At 73.3% G+C, this 21,056-nt stretch carries 18 protein-coding genes; 13 read left to right on the top strand and 5 right to left on the bottom strand.

Annotated features, from left to right (window positions below; translation table 11 throughout):
• Positions 1-276 precede the first annotated feature (276 nt).
• From AB5J87_RS38545 to AB5J87_RS38535, 3 genes are all read right to left on the bottom strand, one after another.
• Positions 277-498 carry a hypothetical protein gene (locus tag AB5J87_RS38545; RefSeq protein WP_369383984.1) on the bottom strand — a complete coding sequence of 74 codons (222 nt, stop codon included), beginning with the start codon at positions 496-498 and terminating at the stop codon, positions 277-279.
• Between the two features lie 359 nt (positions 499-857).
• On the bottom strand, positions 858-1,496 hold the full coding sequence (locus tag AB5J87_RS38540; protein WP_369383983.1) for a hypothetical protein: 639 nt from the start codon (positions 1,494-1,496) through the stop codon (positions 858-860).
• A gap of 224 nt (positions 1,497-1,720) precedes the next feature.
• Positions 1,721-2,842 carry a LuxR C-terminal-related transcriptional regulator gene (locus AB5J87_RS38535; protein WP_369383982.1) on the bottom strand — a complete coding sequence of 374 codons (1,122 nt, stop codon included), beginning with the start codon at positions 2,840-2,842 and terminating at the stop codon, positions 1,721-1,723.
• Between the two features lie 273 nt (positions 2,843-3,115).
• Here AB5J87_RS38535 and AB5J87_RS38530 point away from each other — a divergent pair, with 273 nt between their 5' ends.
• From AB5J87_RS38530 to AB5J87_RS38515, 4 genes are all read left to right on the top strand, one after another.
• Positions 3,116-3,352: a response regulator transcription factor gene (locus AB5J87_RS38530; RefSeq protein ID WP_369383981.1), complete on the top strand. Its 237-nt coding sequence runs from the start codon at positions 3,116-3,118 to the stop codon at positions 3,350-3,352.
• 38 nt (positions 3,353-3,390) lie between these two features.
• Positions 3,391-3,600, top strand: coding sequence for a hypothetical protein (locus AB5J87_RS38525; protein ID WP_369383980.1), 210 nt, complete (start codon positions 3,391-3,393; stop codon positions 3,598-3,600).
• Positions 3,601-3,664: 64 nt separating this feature from the next.
• On the top strand, positions 3,665-4,483 hold the full coding sequence (locus tag AB5J87_RS38520) for a BTAD domain-containing putative transcriptional regulator (RefSeq protein ID WP_369383979.1): 819 nt from the start codon (positions 3,665-3,667) through the stop codon (positions 4,481-4,483).
• A 48-nt stretch (positions 4,484-4,531) separates the two neighbouring features.
• On the top strand, positions 4,532-5,461 hold the full coding sequence (locus AB5J87_RS38515) for an LLM class F420-dependent oxidoreductase (protein ID WP_369383978.1): 930 nt from the start codon (positions 4,532-4,534) through the stop codon (positions 5,459-5,461).
• On the opposite strand, the gene AB5J87_RS38510 is transcribed toward AB5J87_RS38515, so the two are convergent.
• Positions 5,427-6,704 (bottom strand): cytochrome P450, encoded by a 1,278-nt coding sequence (locus AB5J87_RS38510; RefSeq protein ID WP_369383977.1) that lies wholly within the window; start codon positions 6,702-6,704, stop codon positions 5,427-5,429. The two genes, AB5J87_RS38515 and AB5J87_RS38510, sit on opposite strands and share 35 nt — an antisense overlap.
• On the bottom strand, positions 6,701-7,828 hold the full coding sequence (locus AB5J87_RS38505) for a radical SAM/SPASM domain-containing protein (RefSeq protein ID WP_369383976.1): 1,128 nt from the start codon (positions 7,826-7,828) through the stop codon (positions 6,701-6,703). Before AB5J87_RS38505 ends, AB5J87_RS38510 begins: the two co-directional genes overlap by 4 nt.
• Before the next feature lie 194 nt (positions 7,829-8,022).
• Between AB5J87_RS38505 and AB5J87_RS38500 the strand changes: the two genes are divergently transcribed.
• The 9 genes from AB5J87_RS38500 (at position 8,023) to AB5J87_RS38460 (ending at position 21,053) form a co-directional block, all read left to right on the top strand.
• Complete coding sequence (locus AB5J87_RS38500) at positions 8,023-9,213, top strand: methionine adenosyltransferase (protein WP_369383975.1); 1,191 nt, start codon at positions 8,023-8,025, stop codon at positions 9,211-9,213.
• Between the two features lie 9 nt (positions 9,214-9,222).
• A complete protein-coding gene (locus AB5J87_RS38495; RefSeq protein WP_369383974.1) occupies positions 9,223-10,329 on the top strand; it encodes a hypothetical protein in 1,107 nt (368 codons plus the stop codon).
• Positions 10,330-10,380: 51 nt separating this feature from the next.
• Positions 10,381-11,550 (top strand): non-hydrolyzing UDP-N-acetylglucosamine 2-epimerase, encoded by a 1,170-nt coding sequence (gene wecB, locus AB5J87_RS38490; protein WP_369383973.1) that lies wholly within the window; start codon positions 10,381-10,383, stop codon positions 11,548-11,550.
• The gene (locus AB5J87_RS38485; protein WP_369383972.1) at positions 11,547-13,100 is read left to right on the top strand and encodes a GMC oxidoreductase; all 1,554 of its coding nucleotides are present in this window, start codon (positions 11,547-11,549) and stop codon (positions 13,098-13,100) included. The genes wecB and AB5J87_RS38485 overlap by 4 nt, the downstream gene beginning before the upstream one ends.
• Positions 13,097-14,338: a glycosyltransferase family 4 protein gene (locus tag AB5J87_RS38480; protein ID WP_369383971.1), complete on the top strand. Its 1,242-nt coding sequence runs from the start codon at positions 13,097-13,099 to the stop codon at positions 14,336-14,338. The genes AB5J87_RS38485 and AB5J87_RS38480 overlap by 4 nt, the downstream gene beginning before the upstream one ends.
• Positions 14,331-15,608: a serine--tRNA ligase gene (serS, locus tag AB5J87_RS38475; RefSeq protein WP_369383970.1), complete on the top strand. Its 1,278-nt coding sequence runs from the start codon at positions 14,331-14,333 to the stop codon at positions 15,606-15,608. Before AB5J87_RS38480 ends, serS begins: the two co-directional genes overlap by 8 nt.
• Positions 15,605-16,801 carry a hypothetical protein gene (locus tag AB5J87_RS38470; protein ID WP_369383969.1) on the top strand — a complete coding sequence of 399 codons (1,197 nt, stop codon included), beginning with the start codon at positions 15,605-15,607 and terminating at the stop codon, positions 16,799-16,801. The genes serS and AB5J87_RS38470 overlap by 4 nt, the downstream gene beginning before the upstream one ends.
• 626 nt (positions 16,802-17,427) lie before the next feature.
• Positions 17,428-19,716, top strand: a complete 2,289-nt coding sequence (locus AB5J87_RS38465; protein WP_369383968.1) for a peptidase domain-containing ABC transporter — start codon at positions 17,428-17,430, stop codon at positions 19,714-19,716.
• Positions 19,704-21,053 carry a condensation domain-containing protein gene (locus AB5J87_RS38460; protein WP_369383967.1) on the top strand — a complete coding sequence of 450 codons (1,350 nt, stop codon included), beginning with the start codon at positions 19,704-19,706 and terminating at the stop codon, positions 21,051-21,053. The genes AB5J87_RS38465 and AB5J87_RS38460 overlap by 13 nt, the downstream gene beginning before the upstream one ends.
• The last annotated feature ends 3 nt before the right edge of the window (positions 21,054-21,056 follow it).

Here is a 21,056-nt window from a genome sequence, read left to right as displayed (position 1 = left end):
CCTTGGGCCGGGCGATCGCGGGGGTGTATCCGCGCGGGTGTATATCCGCGCAGGTGTGTTCGCGCGGGTGTGTTCGCGCACTTCTCTACGGGCAACGCCCTACCGGACGCCGGGACTTGGCGGTACGGCACGGCACGGCACGGCACGGCACAGGCCCCGGTGCCGGCGGCGTGTGCCTGCCGGCACCGGGGCCTGTGGGCTGGTTGGTCCCGCGGGCGGCTGGTCATTCCGCCCGCGGGACGCGTCCTGCGAAGTGTGTGCCGCTCTGGTGCCGGCTCAGCCTCCCCAGGAAGTGTCGGTGGAGCACTTCGGCTGGGAGTTGGGGCCTCCCAGCTGCACGTTGGTCGCCTCGGCGTGGGCGGCGACCAGCATGACGGCGCCGCCGCCGGAGTGCTTGCAGTCTCCGGCCGAGGCCGGTGTGGCCAGTGCGGTCAGCGCGGCCAACGGGACGAGAGCGGCGGCGATGGCGGCGGTGGCTCGGGCAATGCGCTTGAGCATGAGATCCCCCCGGGTCTGTACGTCGTCCTCTGGGCGACGACGCGTGTGCGTTGTGTGATGCCAACGTTGCCCGAGGTGGCGGTGTGACGCGAGGTGTCTGCCCCCTCACTATCTTGCGTGGCCGCAAGATGGCGGGGTGCATATCGGCACAAGGCAGGGAAGAGCCGGAAAAAACTCCTCGCCGGGACGGCTGGACGGCTGGACACCCGCATGTCCACGCGTCCGCCGCACCCGGCGAGATGAAGGAACGGGGCGGCGCGCCCCGGGCGGTCGGCCCCTGGCGGTCGGCCCCGCGACAGTCAGCACGGCGACCGGCGACCCTGCGACGACCCGCCCTGCGACAGTCGGCCCGACAACGGTCAGCCCGGCGACGCTCCGCCCGTCGGCGGCTCCAACAGGTCCGTCGCCGTCCGGCCGGTCCGCGTCATCGCGCCGGCCCCGGCACCGCCCTCGGCGCCGACGCCCTGACCGCCGATGTCCTCGGCGCCGAAGCCCTCACCACCGCCGTCACCTCCCTCGTACGGCCCCAACCGGGTCAGCAGCAGTTCCGCGCCCGCGGTGAGTTCGGCCTGCCAGCTCCAGCCCGGCGGGACGTACAGCACCTCGTTGGAGCGCAGGCGGCAGCGGAAGGACTCCTCCGCCTCTCCGTCCGCCCGCGCGTCCCCGTCCGCGGGCGGGGCGGACTCGGTGCGCAGGCGCCAGGAGCCCGCCCCCGTCTCCTGGTGCACCAGGAGGTGTCCGGGCGAGGCGTCGGCGTGCGGCCGGGTGCCCTGTTCGGCCGCGCGGTGGCTCTCGATGGCCACCGGCAGCGCCGTCAGCTCCGCCAGTACGCGGGCCTCTGCGTCGAGGGCGGCGGTGGCGTCCGGTCCGTCGTGGGCCGGGCGGTCGTGCTCGGGCCACAACAGGCCCGGCCCCTGATCCTGGTAGAGGTGGAGGAACTGGAGCAGTTCCCGCACATGGGCCGGGGCCCGCTGGTCTGCCGATGACGCGCTGTACATGGGTCCCCCGTGCCGGTGTGCGGCCCGCTCGCGCCCAGGCGGTCCTGGGCGTGTCGTGTCCGTCCCCGCGAGCATGCCGCACCGCGGGCCGCCGGGACAGTCACGAAGAATCGTTGTCTTCGCGCTCCTGCCCACCGCTCCCGTACTCACTCACGGCTCTCGCCGACCGCGCGGGACCCACCCGGCGCGGCCGTGGTTCCCCCAGCCGTCCGGGGTGGAGGACGTCAGGGAGCGGCCGGCGGTTCCGTCGGGGCGGGGTCGTCCAGGAGCCCCTGGGCGGCGGCGCGGACACCGGCCTGGAACCGGCTCTCGGCGCCCAGCTCCTCCATGATGTCGGCGATGTGGCGGCGGGCGGTGCGCAGCGACATGCCCAGGCGGCGGGCGATGGCCTCGTCCTTGAGTCCGGCGGCGAGCAGCCGGATGACGGTGTCGTGGATCTCGCGGGCGACCGTCTCCAGCTGCTGGCCGACGGCGGCGGTGAAGGGGGTCGCCCGGTCCCAGGTCTGCTCGAAGACCTCGCACAGGTAGGCGACGGTGGACGGCTCCCGGATGACGACGGCTCCCCAACTGCCGTCCTGTACGGGGATGAAGGCGAGCTCGCGGTCGAAGGCGATCATCCGGCCGAACAGCTCGTGCGCGGTGCGGTACTCGCCGCCCAGCGCCGAGGCGGCCGCCACGTACGCCTGGCTGGGGCCGTTAAAGCGGGCGGTGTGGTGGTAGAGGGTGCGCATGCGGACGCCGCGTTTGAGGATGGCCTGGTCGCGGATCAGGGCCTCCTGCATCGCCTCGGGGACGCGGGAGCCGCCGCCGGGCTGGCTGGCGATGATCTCCTCGCGGCAGCGCTCGGACGCCTGGTTGAGGGCGCCGCGCACGTCCTGCACGTTCTCCAGGAGCTCCAGCGCCTCCGAGGAGGAGCGCCGCTGGTTGTAGAACGGCATGAAGCGGTGCAAGTCCTGCTGGAGTTCGGCCAGTTGCCGCTGCTGCTCGCGGATGTGGGCCTCGACGGGGGCCGCGACCTGGGCGGAGGCGGTCTCGGGCGACACCGCGAAGAAGACGGCCGGATCGTCCGGGTCGGTGTGCAGCAGGCGCAGCCGCAGCAGCCGCTCGACGCTGTCGGCGGTCTCCTCCTGGCTCAGCCCGGTGGCCGCGGCGATCGCCGGCACGTCCCCCGACCGCCGCTCCAGCACCCCCACGTAGACGGCTATGTCGGAGTCCCGCAGCCCCTGCGCATCACCCGACGCGTTGTTCTGTCTCAATGTCTTGCCCTCGCCGATGCCGACCGGCTCTCCGGCGAGCCGTGTGAATACACAGCGCTCAGCATAGGCCGAGGGGGTGACGAACCCCATGAAGCGGCGGTGTCCGGCGTGTGGCCCGGCCGGGGCGTCCGGATGCCGCCCCGGCCGGCGCCCCCGGACTGCACTGATCACGGCGATTGCCGGATTTGCCCCTCGTTCTCTTTGCTGCCATGCAGTTTGGTGACGGGTGGAACCCATGGTGCGCGCGTGGTGGCGGCGGCCAAGCTGGAGGCGTTCCGGGGCGAGACGTTCACCGTCAAGACCAGTGGGGATTCGTGATCCGGGGCCCGCACACCATCGACATCCATCCACCGGAGACCGGTCATGACCGACCCCGTCCCCCTCCAGACGCCGTTGACCGCACGCGAGAAGGAGGTCCTCGGCCACCTCGCCCAGGGCCTCACCGACCGCGAGATAGCCCGCCGTATGGCGCTCAGCCCCCATACCGTCGACACCTATCTGCGCCGCCTGCGGCGCAAGACCGGCACCAGCAACCGGGTGCAGCTCGCCGTCCTGGCGCCGGCACTGTTACCCGCCCCCCTGCACCACCCCGCTCGCTGAGCGGGGTGGCCGCACCCCTTCGAAGGCAGGAGAACACCATGACCCGCCCCTCCCTGACCGTACGGCTCGTCCGGGCCGCGGTGCTGACGGCCGCCTGCGCCCTTCCCGTCCTCGCGGTGACGGCGCGGCCCGCCGCGCCCGCCGCCGTCACGACCGTCGAGGCCGCCGAGAACGGCGCCCAGAACCACTGTCCCCAGCCGCCGGGCCTGCCGCGCACCAAGTGCGACGACACCTCCTGGGGCGGCTGACCCGGGGCAGCGCCCGCACCGCACCGCAGAGATGGCCCGAGACCGGACGACACGTGGAGGAACGATGCAATTCCATGTTCTGGGACCGCTGGCGGTCGTCCGGAACGGCGCGGGACTTCCCCTGGGAAGTACCAAACAGCAGGCGCTGCTGGCCTGTCTGCTGCTGCGCGCCAACCAGCCGACGCCCATGGCGGACCTCGTCGACGCGCTGTGGGGCATGGCGCCGCCCGCCTCCGCCGTCAAGAACGTCCAGCTGTACGTCAGCCGGCTGCGCCGCACCCTGGGCCCCGGCGGCGAGGAGCGCATCCGCACCGCGCACGGCGGCTACAGCCTGGCCGTCGGCCCCGGTGAGCTCGATCTCGACCGGTGCCGGGCGCTGGCGGCGGAGGCCCAGCTGGCCCGCCGCTCCGGGGCCCCCGAGCGGGCGCGCACCCTGCTGCGCGAGGCGCTCGGGCTGTGGCGGGGCGGTCCGCTGCCCCGGCTGGCGGGCACGGTGTGGCTGGAGGGCGAGATCCGCTCCCTGGAGGAGATGCGCCTCATGCTGCACGAGGACTACTTCCAGGTGCTCCTGGACACCGGGCGCCACCGCGAGGCGGTGCCGGAGCTGAAGCGGATGGTGATCGCCCATCCGATGCAGGAACGTTTCCGCTTCCAGCTCATGCTGGCGCTGAGCCGCGCCGGGGACCGCTCCGCCGCCCTGGCCGTCTACCGCAGCGGCTACCAGCTGCTGGTCAACACCCTGGGCATCGAGCCCTGCCGGGAGCTGCGCAACCTGCACGACAGCATCCTGGCCGACACCGCGGTGACCAGTCCCCGGCCGCTGCGCCGCGCACCGGGCCCGCTCGCCGCCGGGGCCCAGCGCGCCGTCCCCGTCGCCCTGTGACCACACCGCACGGGTGACACCGCACACCGCACTTCTTCGGGAGCAGAGATGGAACTGCGCGTCTTCACCGAGCCGCAGGAAGGCGCCACGTACGACACCCTGCTGAGGCTCGCCCGGGCCGCCGAGGAGCTGGGCTTCGCCGCGTTCTTCCGGTCCGACCACTATCTGCGCATGGGGGGCGGGGACGGGCTGCCGGGCCCGACCGACGCCTGGACGACGCTGGCGGGGCTGGCCCGCGAGACCCGGCGCATCCGGCTGGGCACCCTGATGAGCGCCGCCACGTTCCGGCTGCCGGGCGTGCTCGCCGTCCAGGTGGCGCAGGTGGACCAGATGTCCGGCGGACGGGTCGAACTGGGCCTGGGCGCCGGGTGGTACGAGCGGGAGCACACCGCGTACGGCATCCCCTTCCCGCGCGAGCGGGTCGCCCGCCTGGCGGAGCAGCTGGCCATCGTCACCGGGCTGTGGAACACGCCCGCCGGCGAGGTCTTCCACTTCGAGGGCGCCCACTACCGGCTGGCGGACTCGCCCGCGCTGCCCAAGCCGCTCCAGCGGCCCCTGCCCGTGATCGTCGGCGGCCACGGCGCCGTCCGCACGCCGCGGCTGGCCGCCCGGTACGCGAGCGAGTTCAACGTCCCCTTCGCGTCCGCCGACGTCACGGCCGAGCGCTTCGCCCGGGTCCGCGAGGCCGTGGCGGAGTACGGGCGCCCGGCGGACGACCTGGTGTACTCGGCCGTGCAGATCGCCTGCGTCGGCGAGAGCGCCGCGCACGTGTCCCGGCGCGCGGCCGTCATCGCCCGCGGCACCCCCGGGGAACTGGCCGCCGGCGGCGCGCTGGTGGGGACCGTGGACCAGGTGGTCGACGCGATCGGCCGGTACGCCGAGGCCGGGGCCGCCCGGCTCTATCTGCACCTGGGCGACCTCACCGACCTCGACCACCTGGAGCTCATCGGGCAGCGGGTCCTGCCCCAGCTGCGCTGACGGCCGCCGGCCGGGGGCCGAGCGGGAAGCGGGCGAAGGACGTGATGCTCAGGACGGGCTCACGCACCACACCGCCCCGGTCCACCCGGCCCAGGACCCCGGCCTGCTGCAACTCCTCCAGCACCACCCGCAGATGCAGCAGCGCCAGCGGCGCGCCCAGACAGAAGTGCCGGCCCTTGCCGAAGGCGAGGTGGCGTCCGGCACCCGTACCGCTCGCGGTGACCGCGCCGCCCGCGCCGCTCCCGGTGACCGGGCAGGTGCCCGGCTGCCGGGGCGGGCCGGAGGTGTCGTGGCCCGCCGAGGCGAGCAGCAGCACGACCCGCTGGCCCGTGCGCAAGCGGTGGCCCCGGAAGTCGAAGTCGGCCTTCACCTCGCGCGGCGCGTAGTGGAAGGGCGGGTCCAGGCGCAGGGCGGTCGTGACGGTCTCCTCGGACCACGCGGGCAGGTCGTGGCCGCAGGGCGTGGCGGGCGGCGGCGGCCGGAGCGCGGCCACGCACGTGGCCGTCGCCATCGGTTCGATGCCGCCGGTGACCAGCTGCGCCACCATCGCGACCACGTCCGCCGCGCTCACGCCCTCCTCGTCGAGGGCGCGCGCCAGTTGGATGGCGACGGGCCCGGACGCGGCGGGCAGCAGCTCGCCGAGCACGAAGTCGGTCAGGCCCGCGACGGCGGGCGCGGCGGCGCGCGCGAGGCCGGCGTCCGCCCCGGAGTGCCCCAGATACGCGATGAGCCGGTCCGACCACTCCTCCAGGAGCGCGCCCGCCTCCTGGGCCGGGGCCCCGAGGAGGCGGGTGACGGTGCGTACCGCCGCGGGCCGCGCGAAGTCGGTGAGCAGGTCGCACGGCCCGTCCGGCAGGGCCGCGGCGAGCGCGCGGGCGTCCGCGCGGATGCCGTCGGCGAAGGGGGCGACGGCGCCGCGCGTCAGCGCGGGCTGGAGCAGCCGCCGCACCGCGGCCTGGGCCGGCCGGTCGGAGAAGACCGGCCAGCGCGCGAGGTGGTCCTCCACGGGCGCGATGACGGCGTGTTCGTCCTCGGGCAGCTCCTTCATCCACTCCGCGTCGTCGTGGGCGCCGAGCCGCCGCTCCAGCAGCAGCTCCGCGACGTCGTCGTACCGGCTGACGTACCAGGACCGCCTGGCAGGGTCCCAGTGGACGGGCGCGTGCTCGCGCAGCCGGGCGAAGAGCGGGTAGGGGTCGAGCCGGTGGGCGGGGGTGTCGACGGGCGGCAGCGTCGGCGCCGTCACCCGACCGCTCCCGCGCCCGCGTCGGCTCCGGCCCCGACTCCCGTTCCAGCGGCGGCTGTTGTGGGGGCGAGCCCGGACGCGGCTCCGGCCGCTTCGTACTCCAGGCTCTCCATGGCCTGGCAGTCCGTCCAGCAGACCGCGCAGTTGCCCTTGCCGATGCGTTCGCGGGCCTGCTGGGCCTGGAGTCCGGTCCAGATCGGCAGGATGTCGAGGTCGGTGTCGCGGATGTTGCCGACGACGTCCTCGGTCATGGTGACGCAGGGGGCGACGCCGCCGTAGGGATCGATCCACATCGAGGCGAACAGCGCGTAGCACGGCAGGATCAGCCGGTCCGGCTCGCGCACGCTCTGCGGTATTTTCTCGATGAACGGCAGGGTCCGCCGGAAGGCGTACTTGTCGCAGAGCCGCTGCACCGCCGCGGTGATCTTCTCGCGGTGCGCGACCGTGTTCTCCTTCGCGTAGTAGTGACCGGAGGCCACGGGCCGGAAATTGAAGTCGTCCGGCTCCCGGATCAGGCCGGTTCCCAGCGCGTGCTCCATCAGGGGTTCGAGTTCGTCGACGTTCGCGTCCATGATGGTGAAGCTGATCTGCTGGCTCAGCTGCGGGTATTTCTCGCGCAGGGCGACGAGTCCGCGCAGCAGCTTCTCGGCGCGCGCGAATCCGTTCTTCACCCCGCGGATTTCCGCATAGGTGTCGGAGAAGCCGTCGAGGGAAACACTGACGACGAACAGCGAGTCCTTCGGCGCCCCTTCCAGGATGCGCTCGACTTCCGTCAGGATGCGCCGGGGCTGGAGGGCGTTGGTGGTCACCGCGACGAATCCGGTGCGCCCCAGGACATGGCCCAGCAGCTCGGTCACGCCCTCCTTCAGGAAGGGCTCGCCGCCGGTCACGTCGATCGACCGCACCCCGTGGTCGATGGCGAGGTCGGCCACGCGCAGCCATTCGGCGCCCGTCAGTTCCTGCCGGTAGAGGGCCTTGTCGTCGCGGTAGATCTCCCAGATCGAGCACATCGTGCAGCGCGAGTTGCAGAGGTTCGTGATCTGCATGCTGAGCCGGCGGGGCGAGGCCCCCGGCTGAAGGGATTGCCGACGCTTCCATATGTCCAGCGCGAGGGGGTCAGTCATGGCGGCCACCGTAGTGGCCGCCGGTATATTTCTGGCACACGCGAACGCCGGTATATTTCCGGCACATTGTCAAGGGCAGCGCGTTGACATTCACCGGGCCGGGCGGCCAAGAATGATCCAGGCCGAGCCGCATCCGCTCCGCCCCGTCCCCACCCCCCTGCCTGGAGGCACCCGTGCACGTCAATGTCGTTGAAATGGCGCCGTCCGCCGACTTCGAAATAGTCGAGCGAAAGGGCATCGGGCACCCGGACTCCCTTTCGGACGGGCTGGCCGAGGCTCTTTCGGTGGCGTATTCCCAGTACACGCTGAAGGAGTTCGGCGCGGTACTGCACCACAACTTCGACAAGGTCGGCCTGCTCGGCGGTCGCAGCGAGGTGGACTTCGGCAGCGGGCGGATGACCTCCCCGATCCGCGTCCTCATCAACGGCCGCACCTCGGACCGGTTCGGCGACCGCGACATCCCCGTCGAGCAGCTGATCGTCGAGACCACCCGCGAGTTCCTCGGCGCCCGCCTCCCCAAGATCGACCCGGCGAACGACCTCACGTTCCTGTGGAACCTGAGCAGCGGCAGCAGCCCCGGCCAGGTGGACGCGAGCTCGGACGAGACGGCCTACCGGCGCCACTGGTTCGCCCCCCGTGACCTGTCCGACCTGCGCGAGCTCTCCCACCTGGTCTGCAACGACACCTCGATCGGCTCCGCGTACGCGCCGTTCAGCCCGCTGGAGGCGTTCGTGCTCCAGGTCGAGGACGAGCTGCACCGGGTGCACGCGCTGCCGTGGCTGGGCACCGACATCAAGGTCCTGGCGGTGCGCAACGGCCTGTCGGCGGACATCACCATGTGCCTGCCGCAGATCGCCGACGAGGTCCCGGACCTCGCCGCCTACCTCGCCAACGTCCAGACAGCGCGCGGCATCATCACCGAGCTGGCCGAGCGGATGCTGCCGGGCCACGCGATCACCCTGCACACCAACACCCGGGACAACCCGGAGATCCCCGAGCTCTACCTCACCGCGACCGGCTCGTCGATCGAGAGCGGCGACGAGGGTCTGGTCGGCCGGGGCAACCGCCCCAACGGGCTCATCGCGACCACCCGCCCGTACTCGATGGAGGGCGCCTGCGGCAAGAACCCGGTCTACCACACCGGCAAGGTCTACTCGGTGGCCGCCCAGCGCATCGCCGACGACCTCGCCGCCACCTTCGGCACGGCGTTCCGCGTGTGGGTGATCGGCCAGGCGGGCCGCGGTCTGGACGACCCGTGGCAGGTCATGGTCGGCCATGAGGGTCCGGTCGACGCCGCGCTGGTGGAGGCCGCGGTCAAGTCCTCCATGGCCAACGTGTCGTCGATCACCGGGGACTTCCTGAACGCCTCGGTCCGGCTGTACTAGGGGACCGCGGTGACGCTTACGAGAACGGCCGCTCCCTCCGCGGTGCTGGAGAGCTGGCTCCTTGACCGTCCGCAGCTGCGCACCGGACCGCACGCCGGCGGGGTGCTGGGCGGCACGGGCGACGACACCGCCACCGCGTACGCCTATCCCGAGATCACCGGCTACTACCTCACCTGGCTGGCCTTCCTGGAGACCACCCGGGACGCCCCGGACACCGGGGCCGTCGAGGAGCGCCGTGCGGCGGCCGTCACCTGGCTGGCGGAGCAGCTGGCCGCGCCGGGCGGGCCGCGCACCCGCAGCTTCCTGGGCGCGGGCGACGGCACCGACTGGCGCAACTCCGCCCTGTTCAGCTTCGACCTGGGCATGGTCTACCGCGGGGCCTGCGCCACCGGTACGGGCGGGGGCCCGGCGGACGGTACGGCCGCCCACCGGCTCAGGGAGCGGACCGGCGCCGCCCTCGACGGCCTGCGGGATCCCGACGGCGCCTGGGCGGCCTGTGTGCCGCTGCCGGGACGGGCGGCGCCGCCCGCGCGCTGGTCCACCGTGCCGGGGCCCCATCTGCTCAAGGTGGCCGGCGGAGTCCTGGCGCTCACCCCGGCCGACGAGATGCCGTCCGTGCGGAGCGCGGCCCGGGCCACCCTGGCCCGGCACGCCACCGGCCTGGCGGCGGACCTTCCCGCGATGAGCCATCCCGCCCTGTACGCCCTGGAGGGGCTGCTGCAGGCCGAGGCGGGCGGGCACCGCGAGCACCACGGCGAACTCGTCGCGGCCTACCGGCTCCTGAGCGACCGGGCCGCCGACGGCGTCCTGCGCGAGGAGCACGGGCGCCCCGGCAGCCAGGTGCGCACCGACGTCCTGGCCCAGCTGCTGCGGATCGGCTGCGTCCTGGCGGGCCGCGACGAGCTGGACGCCGCGGGGGCCGAGCAGCTCGACGCGGTCGCCGCGGCCCTGGTGGAGCACATCGGGGAGGACGGCGGACTGCCGTTCACCCGCGCGGAGTCGGGCAGCCTCCACAACACGTGGTGCGCCATGTTCGCCCACCAGGCGCTCGCCTTCCACGACCGGCTGACGGCGGGTCGCGCCATCCCCGACAGCTGGATCCGCCTGCTCGTCTGACACCCGCCGCGCGGTGTCCAGGACGGGCCGAACCCAAGCGTGAGGAGCATCATGCGACGGCGTGTCGCCGTGGTCATCGGCACCCGCCCGGAGGCCATCAAGATGGCCCCGGTCATACAGGAGCTCGCCGCCGACGGCCGGTTCGATCCGCTCGTGGTGTCCACCGGGCAGCACACGGACATGCTGGACCAGGTGCTCGACGAGTTCGGCATCGCGCCCGACGTCGACCTCGCGGTGCGGCGCGGCGGGCAGACGCTCGCCGAGCTGACCGGGGCCGTCATCAGCGGTCTGGACGCGGTGTTCGAACGGGCCGCGCCGCACGCGGTCCTGGCGCACGGCGACACCACGACCGCGCTGGGAGCGGGCCTGGCCGCCTTCTACCGCGCGATCCCCCTCGCCCACGTCGAGGCCGGGCTGCGCTCCGCCGACAAGTGGGCGCCGTACCCGGAGGAGGTCAACCGCCGCACGCTCGCCCTGCTCGCCGACCTCCATCTGGCGCCCACCGCGCGCGCCCGGCAGAACCTGCTGGCCGAGGGCGTCCGGGCGGACGCGGTCGTCGTCACGGGCAACACCGTGGTGGACGCGATGCACGGCATGGTGCGCCGGGCCCGCGGCTGGGCCGATCCCGCGCTCGCCGTGCTGGACCAGGACCCGCGGCGGGTGCTGCTGTTCACCTGCCACCGGCGCGAGGCGTGGGGACCGGCCATGGAGGGCGTCGCCCGGGCCGTGCGCGACGCCGCCGACCGCCACCCGGACATGCTGGTGGTGGCCGGTGTCCACGCCAACCCGGTGGTGCGCGCCGCGCTGCTGCCGGCCCTCGGGCGGCGCGACAACGTGGTGCTGACCGGGCCCCAGCCGTACTCCACCTTCCTGAAGCTGATCCAGCGCGCCCATCTGGTGCTGACGGACTCCGGCGGGATCCAGGAGGAGTGCGTCGGCCTGGGCACGCCCGCCCTCGTCCTGCGCGAGGTGACGGAGCGTCAGGAGGCGGTCGCCGCCGGGGGGATCGAGGTGGTCGGCACCGATCCCGCGCGCATCCACCGGGCCGTCGACGCCCTGTGGAGCGATGCCGCCCGCCATGGGGCCATGGCCTCGGCGGACAACCCGTACGGCGACGGCCGCGCGGCCGGGCGCTGTGTGCGGGCGCTGGCCCGGCTGCTGGAGTCGCACACCGCGCGGACCGCGGGTCCCGCGCCGCTGCCCGAAGGCGTACTGCGGTGAGCGCGCCCCACGACGCCATCGTGGTGGGCTCCGGGGCGGCGGGCGGCTGGGCCGCCAAGACGCTGGCCGAGCACGGCATCCGGGTCCTGGTCCTGGAGGCCGGACCGCTCCTCGCGGGCGACCAGCGCGTCGACCGGGCCGCGCACAGCGGAGCGCGCCAGCCGGTGCAGTCGCGGTGCTCGGCCTACGAGCCGGGCAACAGCCATCTGTTCGTGGACGACCTCGACCACCCGTACCAGACCCCGCAGGACACCCCGTTCCACTGGTTCCGCGGCCGTCAGACGGGCGGGCGGCTCCCGCTGTGGGCGGGGGTCTGCCTGCGGCTCTCTGACCGGGAGTTCAGCGGCGAGACGGGCCGGCACCTGGGCGCGGACCACCGCTCCTGGCCGATCCGCCACGCCGAACTGGCCCCCTACTACGCCCGGGTCGAGTCGTTCATGCGGGTGTCCGGCGGCGGGGAGCACTCCCCCGGCGTCCCGGCCCCCGCCGCCGCCCGCGCCCGCGAGCAGACCCGCGGCGAGCGCCGGCTGGCCGCGGCCGTCGCCGCCCGCTGGCCCGGACGGCAGCTGCTGGGCGGGCGCGTCGCCGACGCCCCGGCCGACGCCGTCCTCAGCCGGGCGCTGCGCACCGGCCGGGTCACGCTGCGCACCGACGCGGTCGTCTCCCACCTGGAGACGGACAGCCGCGGCGGACGGGCCACCGGCGTCGTCTTCGTGGACCGGCGCACCGGTGCCACGCACCGGGAGCGGGCGGCGACCGTGGTGCTCGCCGCCTCCGCGATCGAGTCGGTGCGCATCCTGCTCAACTCCCGCTCCCGCCACCACCGCGACGGCCTCGGCGGCAACCACGGGCAGCTCGGCCGGTACTTCTTCGACCACGTGGCGGGCGCCTCGGTGAGCGGGGTGGTCCCCGGCCTCGACGTCCGCCCGGTCCCGCGCCCCGACCCCGGCTTCGTGCCGGTCTGCCACATCCCGGACTTCCGCGACGGCGAACGGGGCTTCCCCGGCGGCTACGGCATCACCGTCTTCGCCCCCGAGGTGCTGCCCCTGAGCCGCGCCAGCGCCGCCTGGGCGCTGGAGCACGACGCCGCCCCCTTCCGCATGTGGGCGAGCGGCGAGGTGCTGCCCGGCCGGGACAACCGCGTCACCCTGGCGGACGAGAGCGACGCCTTCGGCATCCCGCAGGCCCGTGTCCGGCTCGCCTACGGGAGCGCCGAGCAGGCCATGGCGGCCCACCAGGCGGCCGAGATGCGGGCCATGGCGGACGCCGCCGGGTTCACCGTGCACGAGGTGGGCGACCGGCCGGCGACGCCCGGCACCTCGGTGCACGAGATGGGCGGCGCCGCCATGGGCACGACGGCCCGCGACTCCGTGGTGGACCGCGCGGGCCGGCTGTGGGAGGCCCCCAACGTCGTGGTCGCCGACGCCGCCTGCTTCACCACCGGCGGCTGGCAGAACCCGACCCTGACCATCATGGCGCTCGCCGCCCGCGCGGGCGACCGGCTCGCGCGCGCGGCCGGAGCCGGCGAACCGGAGTGCGAAACCACATGAAAGTGCTGCTGATCAGCGACGTCGACGAGGAGAGCGGGCGGGGCCCGGTGACCCGGCTGGCCCGGGTGCTGCCCGAGCTCACCCGCCGGGCGGAGGTGGTGCTCGTCGCGCTCGGCCCGCCCGACGCGCTCTGCCGGGGCGCCATCGACCGCAGCGGCGTACGGGTCCACCCGCAGGAGTTCTCGATGCGGGGCTGGCGCGTTCGGGAACTGCCCGCGCTCGTCCGCGCGATCGAGGGGAGCGTGCGCGAGGAGCAGCCCGACCTCGTGGTGCTCTACCGCGAGATCTGGGACCTGATGCACGGCCTGGCCCCCGTGCTGCGCCGGCTCGGCGTCCCGTTCCTGGTGATGCCGCACTCGGTGCCCTTCCTCGACGCCATGCCGCGGCCGACCCGCTCCTTCGCCTGGGACGTGGGGCGGCGGCTGCTGAGCGAACGCCGGGGCCACGCCCTGCGCTACCTGGTGGGCCACGTCCACCAGGCGCGCCTGATGCGGACGCTGCCGCGCGTCGTCATCAACGAGACCGTCGACTTCTACCTGCACCGCTACTTCCCCACGGCGCCCACCGTCCGCGCGATCCCGGGATACGCCGTCGACCTGCCGTACATCACCTCGGCCCGGTCCGCCACGAAGGAGTACGACGTGGCGTTCATGGCCAAACTGACCAAGGGCAAGGGCCTGTTCGACGCCCTGAAGGTGCTGCGCCGGCTGCGGGCCACCCGGCCGCAGGCCCGTATGGTCGTGATCGGCTCCTTCGAGGGGCCGCGGGCCGAGCGCGCCTTCTGGGCGGCCGTCGACCGGTACGGACTGCGCGACGCGATCCATCTGGCGGGCTGGCTGACCGGGCGGGAGAAGTACGAAGTCCTCAGCTCGGCCAAGGTGTTCTGCTACCCCTCGCGGTCCGCCGACACCTTCTCGCTGTGCCTGCTGGAGGCGCTGGCGTGCGGGCTGCCCGCCGTCTGCTACGACGTTCCCTTCGCCCGCGCCGTGTACGGCGGCTCGCAGGCGGTGCGGCGCGTGCCGTACGGCGCCACGCGCGCCATGGCCGCCGCGCTGGAGGGCCTTCTGGCCAGCTCAGAGGAGCAATACAGCGCTGCGGCCGAGGCGTTCGCCAGCCGATACTGTTCATGGAGTTCCGTGGCCGACGCGGAGATCGCCGCCTACCGGGACTTCCTTGACAGGGCTGCTGCCGGACGCGGCCCAACGACCCACCAGAACATGAGGGCTGACCATGCTTGATGCACACTTCATCCTGCAGCACCCCGAGGAAGTGGCGGAGAACTGCGCGCGGCGCGGCTATGCCGTGGACATCGAGGAGATAACCCGGCTCGACCGCGAGCGGCGCGAGGGCATCCAGCGCCTGGACGCCACCCGGCACCGCATCACCGCGCTCGGGCGGGAGTGGAAGGACGCCACCGACCAGGACGCCCACCGGCGCGAGGCGGCCTCCCTCAAGGAGCTCCGGGCCGAGCAGGAAGCCCTGTTGGAGGACGTGGAGAAGCAGCTGCGCCACCACCTGGAGCGGCTGCCCAACATGCTCGACCCGCGGGTCCCGGTCGGCGGCGAGGAGAAGAACACCGTCGTGCGCACCGTCGGGGAGCCGGCCGCGCTGCCGTTCACCCCGCGCTCCCACGAGGAGATCGGCCGCCTCACCGGCACCATCGACATCCCGCGCGGGGTCAACGTGGCGGGCTCCCGCTTCTACCTGCTGATGAACGAGGCCGTCCAGCTGCGCCAGGCGCTCACCGACGTGTTCGTCAAGCGCACCCGGGCGCAGGGCTTCGACCTGGTCTCCCCGCCGTACCTGGCGCGCCGCGAGACGCTGTTCGCCTCCGGCTACCTCCCCTTCCAGGGCGAGGACAGCTTCGCGGTCGCCGACAGCGACCTGTCCCTCATCGGCACCAGCGAGCAGTCCCTGCTGGGCATGCACGTCGGGGAGACCCTGACGCAGCTGCCGCTGATGTACCTCGGCGACTCGATGTGCTTCCGCACCGAGGCGGGCAGCTACGGGCGCGACACCGCGGGCATCCTGCGGGTCCACCAGTTCTACAAGCTGGAGCAGTTCATCTACTGCCACCCCGACGAGAGCGAGCACTACCACCAGCTGTGCCTGGACAACGAGGAATGGCTGATGCAGGAGCTCGGCGTCCCGTACCAGGTCGTGCTGACCGGCTCCAAGGACCTGGGCGCGCCGGGGCGCATGAAGTACGACACCGAGGCGTGGCTGCCGTCCCAGGGGCGCTACCGCGAGATGACGTCCAACACCAACATGGGTGACTTCCAGGCCCGGCGCGGCGGCATCCGCTACAAGATCGACGGCGAGAAGGGCCACCCGCACACCATCTCCGCGACGGGCTTCTGCGACCGGCTGATCATCGCGATCCTGGAGAACTTCCAGCAGGAGGACGGCTCCGTGCGGGTGCCCGAGCTCCTCGTGCCGTACCTGGGCACCGAGGTCATCCCGGTGCGCACCGGCGAGCGGCGACGACCCGCGGTGACCCGCTCATGACGGACGCTCCCGGGGACCGCTTCGTCGCGGTGCTGGCCTCCTACCTGCTCGCCCGCGGCTGGTTCCGGGGCAGGTGCGCCCCGTGCGGGCGCACCTACTTCAGCAAGGAGGCCCGCACCTGCGGAAGCCCCTGGTGCCCCGGCTCCGGCGCCGCCGCCACGGCGCGCCGGAGCCCGGCCCGGCCCCAGCACCGGTCGGTGGCGGCCCAGTGGCGGCGGCTGCGCGGCACGTTCGAACGCCGGGGTCTGACCCCGTTCGCCCTGTCCGACCTGGACCGGACCGCCGTCGACACCGATCTGGTCGTCTCGGCGCTGCAGTACCTCGACCCCGTGGTGCACGCGGCGGCGCCCGCGCCGCGCGGCATCCGCGTCCTGGCCCAGCCGTGCGTGCGCTGGCAGTACCAGCCCGAGGCCGGCCGCCAGCAGGGCGTCTCCACCTCGTTCGTGAACCTCTCCTCCCTGGAGGTGGGGGGCCCGCGGCTGGTCGAGGAGGTCGCCACCCACCTCGACCACTGGCTGGAGGGGCTGTCGGCGATGGGCATCCACGCCCGGGAGGTGGTGGTCGCGCTCACCGACGAGGAGTGCGCGTACGGCCCCTACCGGGGCTGCCGGGCCGATCTGAACTGCGCCGGGGTCGAGATCGGCGAGATCAACTGGTACCACCACGTGGAGAACGCGGCCGACCCCGCCATGTCGGTGATCGACTTCGGGTTCTCCTTCGAGCGGATCGCCTGGGTCGCCGCCCGGCCGGACGACTACCACGCGCTGCTGTCCCCCATCTTCGTACCCCCCGGCACCGAGGGCGCGGTGCTCAACGACCGCATCCGCACGCTCGCCCTGCTGAGCCTGTTCGGTCTCACCCCCGGCAGCCGGGGCGCCCGGCGCCGGCTGCGCAACGTCGCCGACGAGCTGGCCGTGCCGTTCCTGCGCGGGGTCAATCTGCACGGCTGCCTGGAGCACGCGGGCCGGTTCTGGCGGCAGTTCGTCCCGGCGGACGCGCTGCACCCCGACGGGCTGCGGGCGGCGGGCGAGGCGGTGGAGCGGCAGGCCATAGCGCGCCTGGCCACGGCGCTGGAGCTGCCCGCGCCACCGGGCAACCTCGCCTTCGCCGAGGCCGCCGACTTCCTGAGCGCGCGCTCCGGCGCCCCGGGCGCGGTCCCGCGGGCCGTCGCGGCACTCGCCACCGCTGCCTGAGAGACGGCCGGCCACCACAGAAAAGAAATACCAAAAGCGCGGCAGACCCCTGGTCTGCCGCGCTTTTTCTTATGCCCGCACCAGGAATTCACGGCCTTTTTCGCACGACTCTTGAGCACCCTGCGGCGAATTGTTCCCGCCAGCGGCCCCCCACAGACACCCATCTCGCCGGCGAGACGTGCCGACGGGCAGGAAATCCCTGGTCAGCGAAGTACTCTGAGGCCCCCAAAGGGCCGCCAACCCCCTATTTCCTGTTCCGTGATGCCGGATTCATGGTATCTCCGGAGCGGTTTTCCGGGGTTTTCGAGGCCGATTCAGAATTTCTCGCCGTCCGGCCTTGATCGAGCGAGAAGCGGCCCCTAAAGTTGAATTCAGCAAAGGGAAAACAAGCCCTTCGCACCAGTTATCGAAAGGAATAATCATGACCGAGAACCAGGTTGACATCGCCGCTCTGACCGACGAGGAGCTGGACGACATCGTTGGCGGCACGCAGTTCGTCGCCCTCGGCTGCATCTGATCCGCCTCGCGCTGATCCGATAGAGCAGTTCCCGGTGGGCGGGCCGGCAACGCCCGGCCCGCCCACCGGTGTTCGCCGACGAGGACAGAGCCCGACAAGGACAGTCAGGATGACCAGCAGACCGCGCTTCCGCTCCGAGGCCCTGGAACACCGTCATCGCCAGGACGGCCTGGGCCCCGTGCTCGGCCACGAACCTCCACCCGCGCGACCGGACGGCGTCCGCGAACGCGCCCGCGCACTGCGCGAGCGGGTGCGCCGGCACGCCGGGCGCCGCGTCCCGGTGTGCTTCCAGACCCAGGTCAGCGACTGCGGCCCGGCCTCCCTGGTGATGACGCTGCGCCACCACGGCGTCGAGGTCCAGCTCGAAGAAGTACGCGCGCGGGCCGACTCCGGCCGCAACGGCGCGTCGGCGCGCACCCTCCTGGAGGTCGCGCGCGGATTCGGGCTCCAGGGCCGCGGGGTGCGCACGGACCTGGACGGTCTGGCGAAGCTGTCCGCCGGGGCCATCCTGTTCTGGAACTTCAACCACTTCGTCGTCCTCGAAGCCGCGACCGAGCACTACGTCGACGTCATCGACCCCGCGTTCGGGCGCAGACGGCTCAGCCGTGCCACCGTCGCCGAGTCCTTCACCGGCGTCGCCCTGGAGTTCGAGCGGCCACTGGCCGCCGCGAAGGGCGACCGCACGGCCCGGGACAAGGCCCGCCCACGCAGCCCCTGGCGCCAGATGCTGCACTTCGTCCCGCGCGGCAGGGAACTCGCCAAGCTGGCCGCGGTGTCGGCCGTGCTGATGTCGTTCGAGTTCGTCCTCCCGCTGACCCTGAGCCACCTCGTCGAGCGGGTGCTGCCCGACCGGCTGTCGGACCAGCTGTGGCTGACCGCCGCCGGTCTCGGCGCCCTGTGCCTGCTGTTCCTGGTGATGCAGCTGATCCGGTCGTTCCTCGTCACCCGGCGCCAGGCGGCCGTCGAGACCCGGCTCACCTGGGGCGTACTGGAACACCTGGCGTCCCTGCCCTACGACTACTTCACCGTGCACAACTCCGGTGACCTGGCGATGCGGGTGCGCACCAGCAGCTCCCTCAACCAGGTGCTCAGCCTCACCGCGGTGACCGCCGTCTTCGACAGCGTCCTGATCGCCGTCTATCTGACCGCGATCTTCTTCGCCAACGCGGTGCTCGCCGTCGTCGTCGTCACGCTCATCGCCGTCCAGACCGGCGTCCTCGCGCTCGCCTGGCGGCGCCAGACCACGTTGAGCCACGAGGTGCTGGAGCGCCAGACCCGGGCGCAGAACGAACTGGTGGAGATGCTGGAGAGCATCACCACCCTCAAGGCGGCCGGGCTGGAGGCACGGGCCGCCGAGCGCTGGTCGCACAGCCTGGTCAGCGAGGTCAACAAGCGGCTGGCCGCCCGCCGCAGCCTCGCCGTGTCCACCTCGCTCAGCCGCACGGTCCAGTTCAGCGCGCCCGTCGTCATCGTCCTGGTCGGGGCCTGGCGCGTGCTGCACGGACAGGACTCGCTCGGCGCCACCCTCGGGTTCATGGCGCTGACGATCGCCCTGTTCGCCCCGCTGGAGGCCATGTTCGACGCCGCCGCCCAGCTCGCCACCGTCCGCCCGGCGCTCGCCCGGCTCGACGACGTCCTGGGCGCGGAGCCCGAACCGCGCGGACTGCTCGCGGGCACCGGCGTCGCCGAACCCGGCCGCATCACCGCCCGCGACGTCGCCTTCCGCTACCGGGGGGCCCGCACCGCCTCGCTCACCGGCGTGGACCTGTCCATCACCCCCGGCCAGTTCGTCGTGGTCGTGGGCCGCTCCGGCTCCGGGAAGTCGACCCTGGGCATGCTGCTCGCCGGCCTCCACCTGCCCACCGGCGGCACGATCGAGATCGACGGCGTGGACCTCGCCGCCCTGGACCGCCCCACCTACCGGCGCCAGATCGGCTACATCAACCAGAACGCCCACCTGTTCGGCGGCTCCATCCGCGAGAACATCAACTTCGGCGCCGACGACGTCACCCACGCCGACCTCGTCGAGGCGGTCCGCCTCTCGCACATCCACGAAGAGATCGAAGCGCTGCCCATGGGGTACGACACCCTGGTCGGCCCCGGCGGCCACGGCCTCTCCGGCGGCCAGCGCCAGCGGATCGTACTGGCCCGCGCCCTGGCCAAGAAGCCCCGCCTGCTCGTCCTGGACGAAGCCACCAGCGCCCTCGACCCGGCCCTGGAGGAGGAGATCCTCAAGGACCTGCTGGACCGCGGCATCACCGTCGTCGCCATCGCGCACCGGCTGACCGTGCTCGAACGCGCCGACCAGGTCGTCGTCGTGCGCGACGGCCACGTCGTCGACAGCGGCACCCCCGAGGAACTGCTGGCGCGAGGGGGCGAGTACCTGTGCCTGACCTGAACCCGGCCGCCGCCACCGCCCGGCCGTACGTCCCGTTCACGTACGAGCAGGACTGGTACCGCGCCAACATCCGCCAGAGTGGCGGCGCCCACAAGAACGTCCGGCTCTCCTACGAGATCCTCGGCGACTTCGACCCGGACGCCTTCACCGAGGCCCTGCGCGGCTTCGTCGCCCGCCACGACGCCCTGCACCTGGCCCCGCTCCCCGAGGGCGGGCCCGAAGGCCAGTACCTGCGACCCCCGCGGCCCGACGAGCAGACCGTGGAGCGCCAGAGCGTCACCGCCGCCTCGGCCCGCCAGTTCTCCCACTACGCGGCGGCGCTGCTCTCCCGCGACTTCGTCACCCCCTGGTCGGAGCCCGACGCGCAGCGGCCGTTCACCCTGCGGCTGCTGCGCCACACGCCCCGGCACCACGCCCTGCTCGCCACGTTCCAGAACCTGGTCTTCGACGGACGCGGCCACGCCCTGTTCGCCCACGAGATCTGGCGCGACTACGCGACCCTGCTCGCCGGCGGGACCCCGCCGGCCACCGCCCCCTCCTTCGCCGACGCCGCGCTGAGCCAGCGCACCCGGTACGGGCCAGGCCACCTCGCCCGCGCCGCGCGGAGCTGGCGCGAACGGCTCGACTTCGCCGCCCGCAACCCCTGGCCCGGCTCCGGCGGGCAGAGCTCGGACGCCGGCTCCGTGCACGTCGAGTTCGGCGCCGAGGCCGTCGCCGCGCTGCGCCGCGCCTGCGAGCGGGAGCACTGCACCGTGCCCCAGTGGCTCGTCGCCTCCTTCGCGCGGGCCACCGCCCGCCGCACGGGCCTGGCCCGGCTCGCCCTGTGGGTCACCATGGACTCCCGCCGGGCCCGCGAGCGCGACCTGGTGGGCATGCTCGCCGGGGCGAGCCCGCTGGCGCTGCGCCGGGCGGACGCCGACGCCGCGACCGTGCGCGACGAAGTCCGCGGCCAGCTCCTGGAAGCCCTGCGCCACCAGCAGCTGACCGCCGCCGAACTCCTCGCCCTGAGCCAGGAGTTCGGCGGCGCCCAGGCGCTGCGGCGCGACATCTACGTCAGTCTGCGCACCATCGTGGACGACGACCGGGAGGTGCGCCGCGCCACCGGGCCGCTGCGCGTGACGGCGGACGCCCACCCGCTGCGCCGGACCACCCTCGTCAGCCCGTCCGCGCTCCACCTGAGCTGCGTCGAGCACCGCGACAAGGTCGTCGTCGACCTCGTCTTCGACGGTCTGCGGGCCGGGCGCCCGCTCGCCGGGGCCATCGTCGACGCCATGGCCGCGGACCTCGCGTCCCTGCCGTCCGCCCCGCCGGTACGCCCCGCCGATCCGCCCCACTGATCC

The sequence above is a fragment of the Streptomyces sp. cg36 genome (assembly GCF_041080675.1).
Taxonomy (GTDB): domain Bacteria; phylum Actinomycetota; class Actinomycetes; order Streptomycetales; family Streptomycetaceae; genus Streptomyces.
This window is presented reverse-complemented; position numbering and strand designations above follow the sequence as displayed.

Bases quoted from the DNA above. Each gene is read 5' to 3' on its own strand.
- AB5J87_RS38500 (WP_369383975.1), top strand. From the start codon at position 8,023: ATGGCGCCGTCCGCCGACTTCGAAATAGTCGAGCGAAAGGGCATCGGG.
- AB5J87_RS38470 (WP_369383969.1), top strand. From the start codon at position 15,605: ATGACGGACGCTCCCGGGGACCGCTTCGTCGCGGTGCTGGCCTCCTAC.
- serS (WP_369383970.1), top strand. From the start codon at position 14,331: ATGCTTGATGCACACTTCATCCTGCAGCACCCCGAGGAAGTGGCGGAG.
- AB5J87_RS38545 (WP_369383984.1), bottom strand. From the start codon at position 498: ATGCTCAAGCGCATTGCCCGAGCCACCGCCGCCATCGCCGCCGCTCTC.
- AB5J87_RS38520 (WP_369383979.1), top strand. From the start codon at position 3,665: ATGCAATTCCATGTTCTGGGACCGCTGGCGGTCGTCCGGAACGGCGCG.
- AB5J87_RS38530 (WP_369383981.1), top strand. From the start codon at position 3,116: ATGACCGACCCCGTCCCCCTCCAGACGCCGTTGACCGCACGCGAGAAG.
- wecB (WP_369383973.1), top strand. From the start codon at position 10,381: ATGCGACGGCGTGTCGCCGTGGTCATCGGCACCCGCCCGGAGGCCATC.
- AB5J87_RS38515 (WP_369383978.1), top strand. From the start codon at position 4,532: ATGGAACTGCGCGTCTTCACCGAGCCGCAGGAAGGCGCCACGTACGAC.
- AB5J87_RS38535 (WP_369383982.1), bottom strand. From the start codon at position 2,842: ATGGGGTTCGTCACCCCCTCGGCCTATGCTGAGCGCTGTGTATTCACA.
- AB5J87_RS38505 (WP_369383976.1), bottom strand. From the start codon at position 7,828: ATGACTGACCCCCTCGCGCTGGACATATGGAAGCGTCGGCAATCCCTT.
- AB5J87_RS38525 (WP_369383980.1), top strand. From the start codon at position 3,391: ATGACCCGCCCCTCCCTGACCGTACGGCTCGTCCGGGCCGCGGTGCTG.
- AB5J87_RS38540 (WP_369383983.1), bottom strand. From the start codon at position 1,496: ATGTACAGCGCGTCATCGGCAGACCAGCGGGCCCCGGCCCATGTGCGG.
- AB5J87_RS38465 (WP_369383968.1), top strand. From the start codon at position 17,428: ATGACCAGCAGACCGCGCTTCCGCTCCGAGGCCCTGGAACACCGTCAT.
- AB5J87_RS38480 (WP_369383971.1), top strand. From the start codon at position 13,097: ATGAAAGTGCTGCTGATCAGCGACGTCGACGAGGAGAGCGGGCGGGGC.